This is a genomic window from Pseudomonas sp. W22_MBD1_FP4 (assembly GCF_052113765.1).
In the GTDB taxonomy this organism is placed as follows: domain Bacteria; phylum Pseudomonadota; class Gammaproteobacteria; order Pseudomonadales; family Pseudomonadaceae; genus Aquipseudomonas; species Aquipseudomonas sivasensis.
Genome location: NZ_JBGQOI010000006.1, coordinates 1 through 13,404 on the forward strand (window position 1 = coordinate 1; position 13,404 = coordinate 13,404).

General features: G+C 60.8%; 11 protein-coding genes. 5 read left to right on the forward strand and 6 right to left on the reverse strand.

Annotation, left to right across the window (positions count from 1 at the left end):
* Positions 1 to 298: 298 nt before the first annotated feature.
* Positions 299 to 2,191, forward strand: a complete 1,893-nt coding sequence (mrdA, locus tag ACEN2T_RS09795) for a penicillin-binding protein 2 (protein WP_032888193.1) — start codon at positions 299 to 301, stop codon at positions 2,189 to 2,191.
* Between the two features lies 1 nt (position 2,192).
* Here the strand turns inward: mrdA and ACEN2T_RS09800 are convergent, their stop codons facing one another.
* Complete coding sequence (locus tag ACEN2T_RS09800; protein WP_099601510.1) at positions 2,193 to 2,594, reverse strand: GFA family protein; 402 nt, start codon at positions 2,592 to 2,594, stop codon at positions 2,193 to 2,195.
* Between the two features lie 99 nt (positions 2,595 to 2,693).
* Here ACEN2T_RS09800 and ACEN2T_RS09805 point away from each other — a divergent pair, with 99 nt between their 5' ends.
* The 4 genes from ACEN2T_RS09805 (at position 2,694) to ACEN2T_RS09820 (ending at position 7,161) form a co-directional block, all read left to right on the forward strand.
* A complete protein-coding gene (locus tag ACEN2T_RS09805; protein WP_032888196.1) occupies positions 2,694 to 3,161 on the forward strand; it encodes an SRPBCC family protein in 468 nt (155 codons plus the stop codon).
* 209 nt (positions 3,162 to 3,370) lie between these two features.
* Complete coding sequence (locus ACEN2T_RS09810) at positions 3,371 to 5,728, forward strand: DNA polymerase II (protein ID WP_442116622.1); 2,358 nt, start codon at positions 3,371 to 3,373, stop codon at positions 5,726 to 5,728.
* 59 nt (positions 5,729 to 5,787) lie between these two features.
* Positions 5,788 to 6,420 (forward strand): glutathione S-transferase N-terminal domain-containing protein, encoded by a 633-nt coding sequence (locus ACEN2T_RS09815; protein WP_442116623.1) that lies wholly within the window; start codon positions 5,788 to 5,790, stop codon positions 6,418 to 6,420.
* A 165-nt stretch (positions 6,421 to 6,585) separates the two neighbouring features.
* Positions 6,586 to 7,161 carry a DUF4174 domain-containing protein gene (locus tag ACEN2T_RS09820; protein ID WP_032888204.1) on the forward strand — a complete coding sequence of 192 codons (576 nt, stop codon included), beginning with the start codon at positions 6,586 to 6,588 and terminating at the stop codon, positions 7,159 to 7,161.
* A 26-nt stretch (positions 7,162 to 7,187) separates the two neighbouring features.
* Here ACEN2T_RS09820 and ACEN2T_RS09825 read toward each other — a convergent pair whose 3' ends face one another.
* The 5 genes from ACEN2T_RS09825 to ACEN2T_RS09845 are packed head-to-tail and all read right to left on the reverse strand — an operon-like array spanning position 7,188 to position 13,401.
* A complete protein-coding gene (locus tag ACEN2T_RS09825) occupies positions 7,188 to 8,228 on the reverse strand; it encodes an acyltransferase family protein (protein WP_032888206.1) in 1,041 nt (346 codons plus the stop codon).
* Between the two features lie 22 nt (positions 8,229 to 8,250).
* Positions 8,251 to 9,660, reverse strand: a complete 1,410-nt coding sequence (locus ACEN2T_RS09830) for a lipid II flippase MurJ (RefSeq protein ID WP_442116624.1) — start codon at positions 9,658 to 9,660, stop codon at positions 8,251 to 8,253.
* Positions 9,660 to 11,087, reverse strand: a complete 1,428-nt coding sequence (locus ACEN2T_RS09835) for an O-antigen ligase family protein (protein ID WP_442116734.1) — start codon at positions 11,085 to 11,087, stop codon at positions 9,660 to 9,662. Before ACEN2T_RS09835 ends, ACEN2T_RS09830 begins: the two co-directional genes overlap by 1 nt.
* 2 nt (positions 11,088 to 11,089) lie before the next feature.
* Positions 11,090 to 12,193 (reverse strand): glycosyltransferase family 4 protein, encoded by a 1,104-nt coding sequence (locus ACEN2T_RS09840; protein WP_442116625.1) that lies wholly within the window; start codon positions 12,191 to 12,193, stop codon positions 11,090 to 11,092.
* Complete coding sequence (locus ACEN2T_RS09845; protein WP_442116626.1) at positions 12,184 to 13,401, reverse strand: glycosyltransferase family 4 protein; 1,218 nt, start codon at positions 13,399 to 13,401, stop codon at positions 12,184 to 12,186. Before ACEN2T_RS09845 ends, ACEN2T_RS09840 begins: the two co-directional genes overlap by 10 nt.
* Positions 13,402 to 13,404: the final 3 nt, after the last annotated feature.

Genomic DNA, 13,404 nt, shown 5'->3' on the forward strand with positions numbered 1-13,404 from the left:
CATGTGAGAGTAGGTCATCGTCAAGATTAAATTCCGAAACCCCATTTGCGAAAGCAGATGGGGTTTTGTTTTGGGCGATCGGAAAGTGCGAGGGCGGATCAGGGCGAGCTCTCGAATATCCTCAGGGGCGGCGGGCCTGCCACCTTTGTCATTGATGCGCAAACATCCGTCAAAGTACCGTTGAGGAATTCAATGCAAAGTGTTTCTGCATTTTTGGTATGGTGCAGCACATTTTCCCAAGGATTGATCTTTCATCGCAGGATGCGGCGTCGACCCTCTTCAACGAGATGCTGTAGAAATGCCAGAACCGATACCGATCAAAGATCACGAAAAAGAAAACCGTCTTGTCAATAAACGCCTGCTCGCTTGCGCGCTACTGGTCATTGGCATCACATGCGCTCTGGTGGGGCGTATGTATTTCCTGCAGGTCGTACAGTTCGACTACCACTCCACAATTTCTGAGAACAACCGCGTCCACGTATTACCCATTACGCCGACGCGTGGCCTTATCTATGACCGCAACGGTGTGGTATTGGCCGACAATCGCCCCAGCTACAACCTGACCATCACCCGCGAACGCACCACCGACCTCAAGGGAGAGTTGGATGCCATCGTCAATCTCCTGCACTTGCCGCCTGAGGACCGTGGGTTATTCGACAAGGCCTTGAAGCAAGCGCGCCATCCCTTCGTTCCAGTGACGTTGTTTTACGAGTTGACCGAAGAGCAAATTGCGTTGCTGGCAGTGAATGAGTTCCGCCTGCCGGGGGTCGATGTAGAACCACAGTTCGTCCGCCACTATCCGCTCGCCGCTCACTTCGCCCACTCCATTGGCTATGTGGGCCGTATTAACGAGAAAGAATCTAAGACCCTCGACTCGGTGGAGTACCGTGGCACACAGTCTATCGGCAAGACCGGTATTGAGCGGTTTTACGAATCCGAGCTACACGGTCATGTCGGTTATGAAGAGGTTGAGACCAACGCCCAGGGTCGCGTGCTGCGCGTGCTCAAGCATACTGACCCGATCCCCGGCAAGAACATCGTCCTGAGCCTCGACGTCAAGCTCCAGGAAGCGGCTGAGGAGGCCCTGGGTGATCGTCGCGGCTCAGTAGTGGCACTTGACCCGCAAACCGGTGAGGTACTGGCCATGGTCAGCAAGCCCAGCTTCGATCCGAACCTTTTCGTAACCGGTATCAGCTTCAAGGAATATGCCGCGCTGCACGACTCCATCGACCGACCGCTGTTCAACCGTGTCCTTAGAGGCCTGTACGCACCGGGATCGACCATCAAGCCAGAAGTGGCCATCGCAGGCCTAGACAGCGGTGTCGTCACCGCCCAAACCCGTGTGTTCGACCCGGGTTACTACCAACTACCCGACTTCGACCACAAATACCGCAACTGGAACCATAGCGGCGACGGTTGGGTGGATATGGACGCAGCCATCATGCGCTCTAACGACACATACTTTTACGACCTGGCCCACAAGCTGGGTATCGACCGCCTACACGACTATCTCGCGGAATTCGGCCTGGGTCAGAAAGTATCCCTAGACATGTTTGAAGAGTCAGCCGGCCTGATGCCGTCTCAGGCCTGGAAGCGCGCGACCCGCCGCCAGCCCTGGTTTCCAGGCGAAACCGTGATTCTCGGCATCGGCCAAGGCTACATGCAGGTCACGCCGCTGCAACTGGCTCAGGCCACCGCGCTGATCGCTAACAAAGGTGTATGGAACCGACCGCACCTCGCCAAAACGATCAATGGCGTGCCGCCCGTTGACGAAAACCCCATGCCGAACGTTGTACTCAAAGACCCGCGTGACTGGGAGCAGGTCAACCACGGCATGCAACTGGTAATGCACGATCCGCGCGGTATCGCCCGGGCCGCTGCGCAAGGTGCGCAATATCGCATCGCCGGCAAGAGTGGTACCGCCCAAGTGGTCGCGATCAAGCAGGGCGAGCGCTATAACCGTGAGAAGACATTGGAACGCCACCGCGACAACGCCTTGTTCGTCGGCTTTGCTCCCGCCGAACACCCGAAAATCGTGATTTCAGTGATGATCGAAAACGGTGAGGCCGGTGGTCGCGTTGCAGGACCGGTCGTGCGGCAGATCATGGATGCTTGGCTGCTGGACCAGGACGGTCACCTGAAGCCGCAATATGCAGCGCCAGCCAAGGCACCGGGTGAGCCGCGCGTCTAGGTCATGGTTTCCACTCGTCCCAGCGCTCCATATCCCCATAGGCGAGCCAGGGCACATCGTGGCTCGCCCATATGTGTGAGGTGGGACTGACGCCCGGATCATCATCCAGCGTTGCCACTCGCACAATTACATGGGGCTGCTGGCTACGCTCCGCCATCAGGTGTGAGCCGCAGCGTTTGCAAAAATGTCTGAATTTTCCCGGTGAAGACTCGAAGGCCGCGCGCAATTCCTCCCCTAACGTCCAGCGAAAATGCTCGCGCATCACCCCAGCCGTGGCGACAAACGCCGCCGCGTGTATCTTGCGGCAGCTCCTGCAATGGCAGTGGCTGATGGGCATATCCAAGATGTCCACCTGATAGCGCACACCTTTGCAAAAGCAACTTCCATTCAATGGTTCAGTCATAACGTATTGCCGGGTTCAAGGATGGGGTCATCATCATTGCTTACAACCTCAGGTTGCGCATTGTTTGATGTCGCCTACTGTCAATGGAGGAGGTGACTTATGCACGTATTAGATCGCATCGAGCGAAAAGTCCTGCTCAACGCTTCACGCAAACAAGTCTGGGAGGCACTGACCAACGCTGAGCAATTCGGCGATTGGTTTGGCGTCGCCCTTAAGGGCAAAGTCTTCGGGGTGGGAGAAACCATCGAGGCGCCGATTACCTATCCAGGTTACGAGCATGTGGTCTGGAAAGCCAAAATCGAACGCATCCTGCCACAGACATTGTTCTCTTTCTGGTGGCATCCCTTTGCGGTTGAGAAGGGCGTCGATTATGACCAGGAGACACCCACCTTGGTTGAGTTCACGATTGAAGATCGTGCTCCGGGCATTCTGCTTCGGGTTGTGGAGTCCGGCTTCGACGCAGTGCCCCAGGCTCGTCGCCAGAAGGCCTTCAAGATGAACTCTCGTGGCTGGGACGAGCAGATGGGTAATATCGAAAACTATCTGAACACTGCCCGTCGGGCATGACCCAAGCGGGCATCATTGCTGATGCCCGTGCTTACAGCTTTCAGCTCCCATGGCTGTAGTGACTTCCAGAACTTCCATGTGCCAAGAGCCCTGAGTCGGCTAATGCAATAAATGTGTGAGATTGCAGCCTGCGTACGCGTTTACCTGCCGCGCTGGCCCGGATGCCGCGTAGAATCAACGCCTGAAAGCGATTCCTGAGGTGCGGCAAGGTGGATTTACAGCAGGGTTTTGTCCTGACCCGGCATTGGCGCGATACCCCGGCGGGTACGGAGGTCAGTTTCTGGCTGGCCACGGACCAGGGCCCACAGTTCATCCGCCTACCCGTGCAGACCTCGGTGATGTTCATCCCAGAGGCCCATCGCAAGCCGCTGGATTGGTTGCTCAAGGGCGAGCGTGATATTGAATTGCGCCCCTTGCAGTTGTGCGATTTTCATCACCGCCCGGTCCTGGGCCTGTACACCCGCCAGCACCGCCAATTGATGGATGTAGAAAAACGCCTGCGCGCTGCCGGCGTCGACGTCTACGAAGCCGATGTACGTCCACCTGAGCGCTACATGATGGAGCGCTTTATCACCGCCCCGGTCTGGTTCGGTGGCACACCCGACGTCTCTGGCGCTCTGTGCGACGCGCAGATGAAACCTTCCGCCGACTACCGCCCACCGCTCAAACTGGTGTCCCTGGACATAGAGACCACCGCTCAGGGCGACCTGTACTCCATCGCCCTTGAAGGCTGCGGTGAGCGCCAGGTCTACATGCTCGGGCCACCGAACAAAACCGACGCAGTGGACTTCAAGCTCGACTACTGCGACACCCGCGCCCAACTGCTGGAGCGCCTCAACCAATGGCTCGCCACCTTTGATCCCGACGCCATCATCGGCTGGAATGTCGTGCAGTTCGACCTGCGCGTGCTCCACGAACACGCCCAACGCCTCAAGGTGCCGCTCATGCTTGGCCGTGGCGACGAACCCATGGCCTGGCGCGAACATGGCAGTCGCAACCACTACTTCGCCGCAGCGGCGGGGCGCCTGATCATCGACGGTATCGAAGCCCTGCGGTCGGCCACCTGGAGCTTTGAATCCTTCAGTCTGGAAAACGTTGCGCAGACCTTGCTGGGCGAGGGCAAGGATATCTCCACGCCCTACCAGCGCATGGACGAAATCAACCGCATGTTCGCCGAGGACAAGCCCGCACTGGCGCGCTACAACCTCAAGGACTGCGAGCTGGTCACGCGGATTTTCGAGAAGACCGAACTGCTCAAGTTCCTGCTCGAACGAGCCAGCGTCACCGGGTTGCCAGCCGACCGCAATGGCGGATCGGTCGCAGCATTCACCCACCTGTACATGCCGCTGATGCACCGCCAGGGTTTTGTCGCGCCCAATCTGGGCGACAAACCGCCCCAGGCCAGCCCCGGCGGATTTGTCATGGACTCACGTCCCGGTCTCTACGAATCCGTGCTGGTACTCGATTACAAAAGCCTCTACCCGTCGATCATCCGCAGCTTTTTGATCGACCCCGTGGGCTTGATCGAAGGCCTCAAACACCCGGACGACAGCGAATCAGTGGAAGGCTTTCGCGGTGCGCGTTTTTCCCGTACGCGTCATTGCCTGCCGTCTATCGTCGCCCGCGTCTCCGAGGGCCGTGAAGTGGCCAAGCGCGAACACAACGCGCCGCTGTCCCAAGCTCTGAAAATCATCATGAATGCGTTTTATGGCGTGCTCGGTTCCAGCGGATGCCGCTTCTTTGACACACGACTGGCGTCCTCGATCACGATGCGCGGCCACCAGATCATGCGTCAGACCCGCCAGCTGGTCGAAGCTCAGGGCTATGAGGTGATCTACGGCGACACCGATTCAACCTTCGTCTGGCTCGGCAAGGCCCATTCCCAGGAAGCTGCCAGCCGTATCGGACAGGCGCTGGTGCAGCACGTCAATGCGTGGTGGCGCGAGCATCTGCACAGCGCATTTGGCCTGCAAAGCGCTCTGGAGTTGCAATACGAAACCCACTTCACGCGCTTTCTCATGCCCACCATTCGCGGTGCGGAGGAGGGCAGCAAAAAACGCTACGCCGGCTTGGTCACGCGTGCTGATGGCAGCGAAGACATGGTCTACAAAGGCCTGGAAACCGTGCGCAGCGACTGGTCGCCCCTGGCTCGGCAATTCCAGCAGGAACTCTACCAGCGCATCTTTCACCGCCAGCCCCATCAGGACTACATTCGCGACTACGTTCGCCGAACCCTGAGCGGCGAATTCGACGAACTGCTGATTTACCGCAAGCGCCTGCGCCGCCGGTTGGATGACTACGAACGCAACGTACCGCCCCACGTGCGCGCCGCGCGCCTGGCCGATGACTACAATGACCGCCTGGGGCGGCCGCGCCAGTACCAGCGCGGCGGTTGGATCAGCTACGTGATCAGCGTCAACGGCCCTGAGCCGTTGGAAGTACGCCAAGCGCCCATCGACTACGATCACTACGTTACCCGGCAATTGCAGCCGGTGGCCGATGCGATTCTGCCCTTTGTGAATGACGATTTCGGCACCTTGGTCGGTGGGCAAATGGGGCTGTTCTAACGATCAACACCCCTTAAAAGTGTGGGAGGTTACGCCTCCATCGATAGGAGAAAACGCTCATGTACACGCTCTACGGCACCGACGAATCCGGCTCTTGCATGATCGAAATCGCCCTGCAGCGCTGTGCGGTGCCGTGGCACCGAGTGGACGCCAGCTCCTGGCAGGAGAGCGAGGGCAGCGAAGCCTTGGCACGCATCAACCCGCTCAAGCAAATCCCCACGCTGGTCACTCCCGGCGGGCAGGTGCTGACGGAAAGCGCCGCGATCCTCATTCACCTGGGGCTCGAATTTCCCGACTCGCACCTGCTGAACGGCGACCGGGCGCAGATCATCAGAGGCCTGGTGTATATCGCCGCCAACTGTTATTCGGCGATCGGCATCATTGACTACCCGCAACGTTGGTTGGGCAACGCCAATGAAGCGGCCCAAGTGCAACTGGCGACCGGCACTCGCCGCTATCTGCATCAGGCCTGGGTAGTGTTCGCCGATCAGTTCGAACAGCAGCTGTTTGCGCCGAACGGTGAGCCGAATGCACTGGGCATTATGGCGGCAGCAGTGTCGCGCTGGGATGAAGCCCGTGAGGCGTTGGGCGGCTTGGCACCCGGCTTTGCCCAGACGTTGGCGCAGGTGGATGCCGATCCTGTCGTGGCCCCGGTTTTTGCGCGGCATTGGCCGGAGTGGAAGGTCTCGTAATGTTTCCGCAATCAACGGAAACAATCACGGATTGTCCGCGCCAAACCCTTGCGTAGCGGGCGTCCTGACCTACGCTTTCTTAAAGCGCTGTAGGAATCATCCTTGAATTTGACTGTCGCAGACATGAAACTCAAGAACCCTGCATGGAATTCAAAGGAGGTGCGCATGCTCATCCGGTCGCTGACCCTGGCTACCTTGATGGCTTTTACGGGGCCGCTGTTGGCTGCTGATGATATCAACCCGCTCAAGCAGGATCTGGGCAAGGCCCGGCCGTTGGTGGTGGTTGAGCTTGATTCAGGCAACTCCACGCTGGCGACCCTTAAGAAACAACTGGACGAGCCCGCCATCAAGCAGTCCTTTGAAGAGCGCGCCATGGTGTTCTACACCGTGAAGTTCGGCAGCATTGGCGCCGAAGGCGAGAAGTTCGCCAAGGACCCAAAGGACAATAAAAAGCTAACGCCGCCCGAAACCAATGCACTGATCCGCGCACTCAAACTTGGCGCTGGCAGCGGCACTAAGGTGATCCTGATCGGCAAGGATGGCGATAAGAAACTTGAGAAGACCGTGCCACCGGATACCCTCGACTTGAAGGAATTCTTCAGCACCATCGACCAGATGCCCATGGCGGAGAAAGAAGCCGCTGCCGCCGCAGAACCTGAACCCGCCCCACCAGCGCCAGCCAAGGGCGCCAAGCCCGCAAAGCCGGGCAGCAAGCCAGCCCCTCAACAACTGGATGACTGAACCCGAAACCCTGTAGGCCCCGCCGCCTACAGGGTTTTTTGTGGCTTACGCACCGGAAACGGAAAGTAGAAAAACCGCAAAAACGCCACCCGCTTGATCACTTCCCCGATCAACAACGGCACCACCACAGCCACGACAAAACCGATACACGCCGCGACAAACGCATGCAGCCCCAGCCGCTCCATCAGGTCAAACGTCTTGTGCTGGATCTCGCCATGGAAGATCAACAAAATCAGCGTCGATTGGCCAATATAGGTCATCGCCCGGGTAATCAGGGCCGACACCATCAGCACCCGTGCCAGCGCCCAGCACACGTAAACACCAATCACCGCCAGCAGGCTGGTCCACAGCCAGTGGTCGTAGCGCCGTTGCGCCAGGTCCATGGTGTCGTGGCTGTAGATGAACACAACCGCGAACAGCGCCACCGAAAGCAACAGGGTCAGCACTGACCCCGCATGGGTACGCAGCCAGTCCCGCAGCAGATAGCCGTAGACGAAACACGCGCTGCTGATCAGCGTGATGTCCAGACTGAATGGCAAGCCGGGCAGTACCCAGGTTTGCCCGCCGACCGTCACCGGCAATTGCCAGAACCAGGGCAGCATCCAGATGCCGATCAGCAGCGGCACCAGCATCAGTACACAACTCACGGCCAGCGAAAGACGCTGGATCAACCGTAGCAGCACCCAACCAAAAAGAATCGCCACCCAAAAGTGCGGCAAAAACCAAAGAGCCTGCCATGGGATGGTGTCCACCGAGGCATACAACACGCCGCCGATATCCGGCAGCAGCGGCTGGCCGCGCAGCAGATCTCGCACGATCACGTACACCAGCATGGTGAAGAAAAACGGCTTGAGCAGGGCATCCGCCTTACGCACCGCCATCTCGAGAAAGGGCTGTTCAGGCTTGAAAAGGACCCCCGACAGAAAGAAGAACAAAGGCAGCACGAACGACGCCAGGATCAGGTACATAAGGTCCGGTGACGTGGCGACAAACCAACTGTGGGCATACACGATCACCAGGATGCCGATGCCTTTGGCGATGTCCATTTGGATCCAGCGATGTTTCATCTGCGTTTCCCCAGTCAACCCTTCATGCCTTGCGCCATGGTTTCAGCCACAGCCCCATCCCGAGCAATACCAAGGCACCGGCCAGGGTGCTCAGCCCCAGTTGCAGCCATACGCCTTCAAGACGAAACAACACCAGCGCCGCCACGCCCAGCACCAGCGCACTGAGTAGCCAGTGCCGGGCCCAGGGCAGGGCGCAGAGCAGTGTTTGGCGTTGCATTAGCAGCAACGCGGTGCAGATCACTCCCGCCAGCGCGGCCAGTGGAATTCCTGCCAGGCCGAACACAAATGGCAAGACGCAGAGCAGCAACACGTTGACCAGGCTGCCGAGCAATTCGCAGCGCAGCGGCTGGCGCGTATCGCCGGCGGCGTAGGCGTAACGCGCGAGCAAGGCGTTCCAGGCGCCGAACACCAACGGCACGGCAAACCACGCCAGCAGCAGCGGCAATGGTGAGTCAGACGATTGCTGGGGCAACAGCAGCGCCACCAGGCTTGGTGCGGCGGCTACCAGCCCGACGCCGGCGGGCAGCGTCAGCACGCTGGCGGTTTCCAGGCCGCGCTTGAGCAGGGCCAGGCGCGCATCGCCCTGACGTCGGCTCATCATGCCCAGCAGCACCTGATTGAGGCTCATCAGCGCAATCAGCGGCAGGTTCATCAGCTTGCGGGCCAGGTTGACCCAGGTGACTGCGCCTTCGCCAAGCAGCGATGCTACGAGTCTTTCGATCAGCGCCAGGCCCTGGCTGGCTCCGTTGCTTATCAATAAGGGGCCGATGCGTTGGCCCAGCTCGCGTAACGGCGCGAAGCTCAGCTGCCAGCGCCACGGCCGCCAGCCTTGGCGCCACATTGATGGCAGCAGCGCCAGAGGCATCAGCAGGCTGCCGGCGAGGCATGCCAGGGCCAGTGAGTGTGGTTGAGTCGCGGTGCCGGCGAGGGCGAGGTACATCACTGGTGGCAGGTTGAACAGCAGCGAGCCCAAGCCGGCCAGCACAAAACGCTCGCTGGCCTGCAATGGAATGCTGAACAGCGCATGCAGCATCAGCCCCGGTACGCACCAGGCGACGACCTGCAGGTTGCTGCTGGCCAACGCCGTCGCGGTGTCGGCCAACCCTGGGCCGAGCACTTGCACCAGCCACGGCGCCAACAGCGTGAGCAGCAGACTGGTCACCAAGGCGATCAGCATCAAGGCCGGAAACAATACCGCCAGCCAGTCCAGCCGCTCGCCATCCTTGCGCGCCAGGTACAACGGCAACGCCGCCGCACTGAGCACGCCGCCGGCCAAAGACATGCGCAGCGCCTCGGGCAAGAACAGCGCAATCAGGAACGCATCACTGCGCTCCCCCGCGCCCCACGCCGCGACCAGCAACCACTCACGGGCGAACCCCAGGCACAGGCCCAGCAAGGTCGCCAGGGTCAGCCATGCGGCGGAGCCCAGCATCAGGGCCGTGCGCCGCTGAACAGCGGTTTACGGTAGGTCACTGTCTTGACCTGCGGCAGGCGCGCCGGAAACAAGCGCCGCGCCTCCAGCACATTGATGCCCACCATCAGCCAGAACAGCGCCACCATCACCACCGCAAAGCTGAAATAGTGGTCAAACAAGCCACTGACCAGCGCGGACAGAATCCCCGCCGTGGTACCCAGCCACAGGGCGTTGTCCTTGGTCAGGCGGATCGGACCTTTCTCTGGACGGGCTTCACGCCACCAGCGGACGGTCACCGCCACAAACAGCAGCATGCCGACGAGGCCTATCTTGTAGATGTAGTTCAGCCACAGGTTGGAGATGCCCAGCAGACCAGTGCCCGGCACTGGCGGGTCGACCTTGAAGCCGATGCCCAGCGGATAGGCCGCCACGGCCTGCGGGAACATGCGGTATTCATCGAAACGCACTTCGGTACTGGCGTTGTTCGAAGAAAAAATCGTCGCCAGGCGATCCTGCAACGGTGGATAAGCCATCACCAGCGCTATCGTCAGCGCCGCACCGATCATCAATAGGCGACCGGTGTACGGCACGCGCCGTGAGGCCATCCATATCAGCACCAGCGCCAGGCTGACCATCGCGCCACGGCTGCTGGCCAGCAGCAATGCCGCCGCTCCCAAACAGGCCACGCCCAAACCGAGTGCGCGTTTCCAGCCTTGCTCGGTCATGCCGAAGCAGAAGGCTAAAGGCAGCAGCAACGCCATGATCCCACCGATGGCATTCGGGTGCGTCCACGGCGAGCCCATGCGCGAAGACATAGCCTCCAGACCAAATTTGAGCATGTCGAAATTGGCGTAGTTGAACAGGCCAAGAATCGGCGCGATCCCGGCCCCTGAGCGTGTGCGCACAAACACCCCAATGGACAACACCAGCATCGCCAGGGTGCCGAGCAACAGTGCGATCACCAGGGATTCGCGGTGCTTTTGATCCACCAGCAATTTGGCCGCGAGGAACACACCCGACAGGTTCAGCAACCAGCGCAGCCAGTTGGCCAAGCCGCTGCTGTCGGCGTGGGTGATAACCTGACCGACCATGAAGGGGAACGCACTGAACAGCATCAGCCACAACAGCATTTGGTCGGTGGGCCGTCGGGTCAGGCTGGGCGCTTGCGGCAGGCGCGACAGGAAGCTGTGCCACAGGATCGCGCCCCAGGTGAGGGCCAGAATCGCCTCGCTCACCGTGGTGCGAATGCCCAGGTTAACCGTGGAATACGGCATGAACGTCGCCACGGCCGCAAACAGCAACAGGCCCCAGAACGGAAAGCGCAGGATGGTCACCGCAGCCGCCAGACCGACCACAGCCAGAAACGCCTTGGCCGGCGACAGCAGCAAAGCCAGGGCGCCAAACAGCAGGCCGAAGAGTATCGCGACGAGGCTTGCCAGATTCACTCTCACGTCAGTTCCTCGATCAGTTCGGCCAGGCGCCGGCGATAAGCGTGGTGGTTGAAGCGTTGCGCCCACTGGCGGCGTTGCTCGGGGGATTCTTCGTCGGGCTGCTCGCCCAGGCCTATCATCAATTGCGTCAGCGCCGGGCCATCGGTGGGCGAAAAGCGGGGGGCTGACGGTGGCGTGATTTCATCCAGTGATGTACCGCTGGCCACCGCCACGGGTGTGCCGACGCTCAAGGCTTCGATCACCGGCAGGCCAAACCCTTCGGCATACGACGGCTGCCACAAGCGCGAGGCCCGGCGGTACAACGCGTGCAACTCAGCGTCCGACACACCGCTCAAGGCGCGAATACCTGGCAGTGTGCGCTGGGCTTCGGGCAAATGATCGAGGCTGCCTACCAATACGAGTTCCGGCACTGAGGGCGATTGGCGTCGCGCTTGCTGCCAGGCGTCCACCAGAAATGGCACGTTTTTGCGCAACTCGCGGGTGCCCACCAACAACCAGTAACGCGCAGGCAACTGGCGCGCGCTGAGGTCGGCGGCCAGCTCGGAGAACCCATCGACCTGGTTGGGCAACACGCGAATCTTGCCCGCCGCCTTGGGGAACAGCCGCAGGGTTTCATCGGCGCTGTACTGCGACGGCGTCCACACGCGGTCGGCGCTGTGCACCGCGTAGGCAATCGACAGGCGATCGCTGGTCTTGTAGATCGACGCCTTCAAGCGGTTGGCGTGGTAGTTGTTCAGGGTGATCTGAAACAGATCATGCAACAGCACGACGGTGCGCAGTCCTTGAGGCTTGGGTGGCAACGGCAGGCCCATATTGAAGGTGCTGATGTACAGATCGACATGGTGTTCGCGCAAGGCCCGCGGCAAGAAACCCGCCTCGAAACGCAGGCGATTCTGTGGCTGGTGCATGGCAGTCTTGGCGCAGCCCCAAGCCGGGCAATGGGCCCACAACCGGGTTTCATCGCCCAGGGGCGCTACGGTAAAGCGCTCGACCTCGATGTTCGGCAGTGTGTGCAGCGCACTCTCCAGCGCATACACCTGGCGGCTGATGCCCGATTGCGGCGAGGTGCCGACGGTGCGGTAATCCAGGCCTACACGCATGCCGGCTCCTTTTGGTTCTGCGGCGCGAGGGTGGCGTACACCTGCTCCAACTGGCTGGCGGCGACGCTCCAGTCATGGGCCCGACGCACGTAGGCGCGGCCAGCTTCACCCATGGGCGCGGCGGCGTCGGGGAATTGCAGCAGGCGTACCACCGCATCGGCCAGCTTGGTGGCGCTTTGTCCGCCGAGGTAGTCCAGGCCTTCCACCAAGTCCAGCCCGGATACACCTTGCTCGGTGCTGGCCAACGGCAGGCCGGCGGCCAGGGCTTCTAGCACCTTGAGTTTCGACCCGCCGCCGTGGCGCAACGGCGCCAGAAAGACCGAGCAGCTTGATTGCAGATTCAGCAGGTCGGGCACGAAACCTTGCCACTCGATGCGCGGGTCCTTCCAGCGCTCGCGCCAACTGCCCGGCATGCCGAAACCGCACACGCTCATGCGCGCATCCGGGCAGCGCGCCCAGACCTTGGGCAGGATTTCATCCAGCGCCCATTCGATGGCGTCCACGTTCGGCGCGTATTCATAGTTGCCCAGGAACAGCACGCGTCGGGTCGACGGGTCGGGACGGGCGGCGGCGAAGTGATCGCAGTCCACGCCATTGACCACCACCGGTACCGGTTTTCCGGCGATTTTTTCCAGGACCTGCGCGTCGCTGTCGGTGACGGCCACCACCTGCGCGGCCTGGCGCATCACTCGGCGTTCCCAGCGGGTATAGCGCCATTGATCGTAGCGAATGAACGGCAGCGCCCAACGCGGCAAACGGTCGTAAGTGGCTGCGCCCAGGGCCGACTCCACATTGTGTTCGGTCAGCACAAACGGCTGTGACTTGCGCGCCAGTGCATCTTCGTAAGGCTGGAAGCTGTAGCTGTGCTCAATCTGCACCACGTCCCACTGCTCACCCAGCAACCAATTGAAAGTGTCCTGCAACTCGCCCGCCAAACCATTCACGCTGGCCAGCAGCGGGTAGGGCGCAAACAGCCCGGCCACCAGGGTCTTGAAACTGCGCAACGGGCGGCGCGGCAGGATGATCAACTGTTCGACAAACGCCTCCAGCACCTGGCGGTCGGAGAGCGACACCGGGTGCTTGTCATGCAGCAGCAAGGTGATCTGGTGCCCACGCGCCGCAAGGCTGCGCAGCAAATGGAACTGACGCGTCTTGCCGCCGCTGGTGGCGGGCCAGGGCGAGTAGGGCAGGATCCATAAAATGCGCATCGC

Excerpts from the sequence above, each read along its gene's own strand:
- mrdA (WP_032888193.1), top strand. The coding sequence starts at position 299 with ATGCCAGAACCGATACCGATCAAAGATCACGAAAAAGAAAACCGTCTT.
- ACEN2T_RS09800 (WP_099601510.1), bottom strand. The coding sequence starts at position 2,594 with ATGACTGAACCATTGAATGGAAGTTGCTTTTGCAAAGGTGTGCGCTAT.
- ACEN2T_RS09805 (WP_032888196.1), top strand. The coding sequence starts at position 2,694 with ATGCACGTATTAGATCGCATCGAGCGAAAAGTCCTGCTCAACGCTTCA.
- ACEN2T_RS09815 (WP_442116623.1), top strand. The coding sequence starts at position 5,788 with ATGTACACGCTCTACGGCACCGACGAATCCGGCTCTTGCATGATCGAA.
- ACEN2T_RS09820 (WP_032888204.1), top strand. The coding sequence starts at position 6,586 with ATGCTCATCCGGTCGCTGACCCTGGCTACCTTGATGGCTTTTACGGGG.
- ACEN2T_RS09825 (WP_032888206.1), bottom strand. The coding sequence starts at position 8,228 with ATGAAACATCGCTGGATCCAAATGGACATCGCCAAAGGCATCGGCATC.
- ACEN2T_RS09830 (WP_442116624.1), bottom strand. The coding sequence starts at position 9,660 with ATGCTGGGCTCCGCCGCATGGCTGACCCTGGCGACCTTGCTGGGCCTG.
- ACEN2T_RS09840 (WP_442116625.1), bottom strand. The coding sequence starts at position 12,193 with ATGCGTGTAGGCCTGGATTACCGCACCGTCGGCACCTCGCCGCAATCG.
- ACEN2T_RS09845 (WP_442116626.1), bottom strand. The coding sequence starts at position 13,401 with ATGCGCATTTTATGGATCCTGCCCTACTCGCCCTGGCCCGCCACCAGC.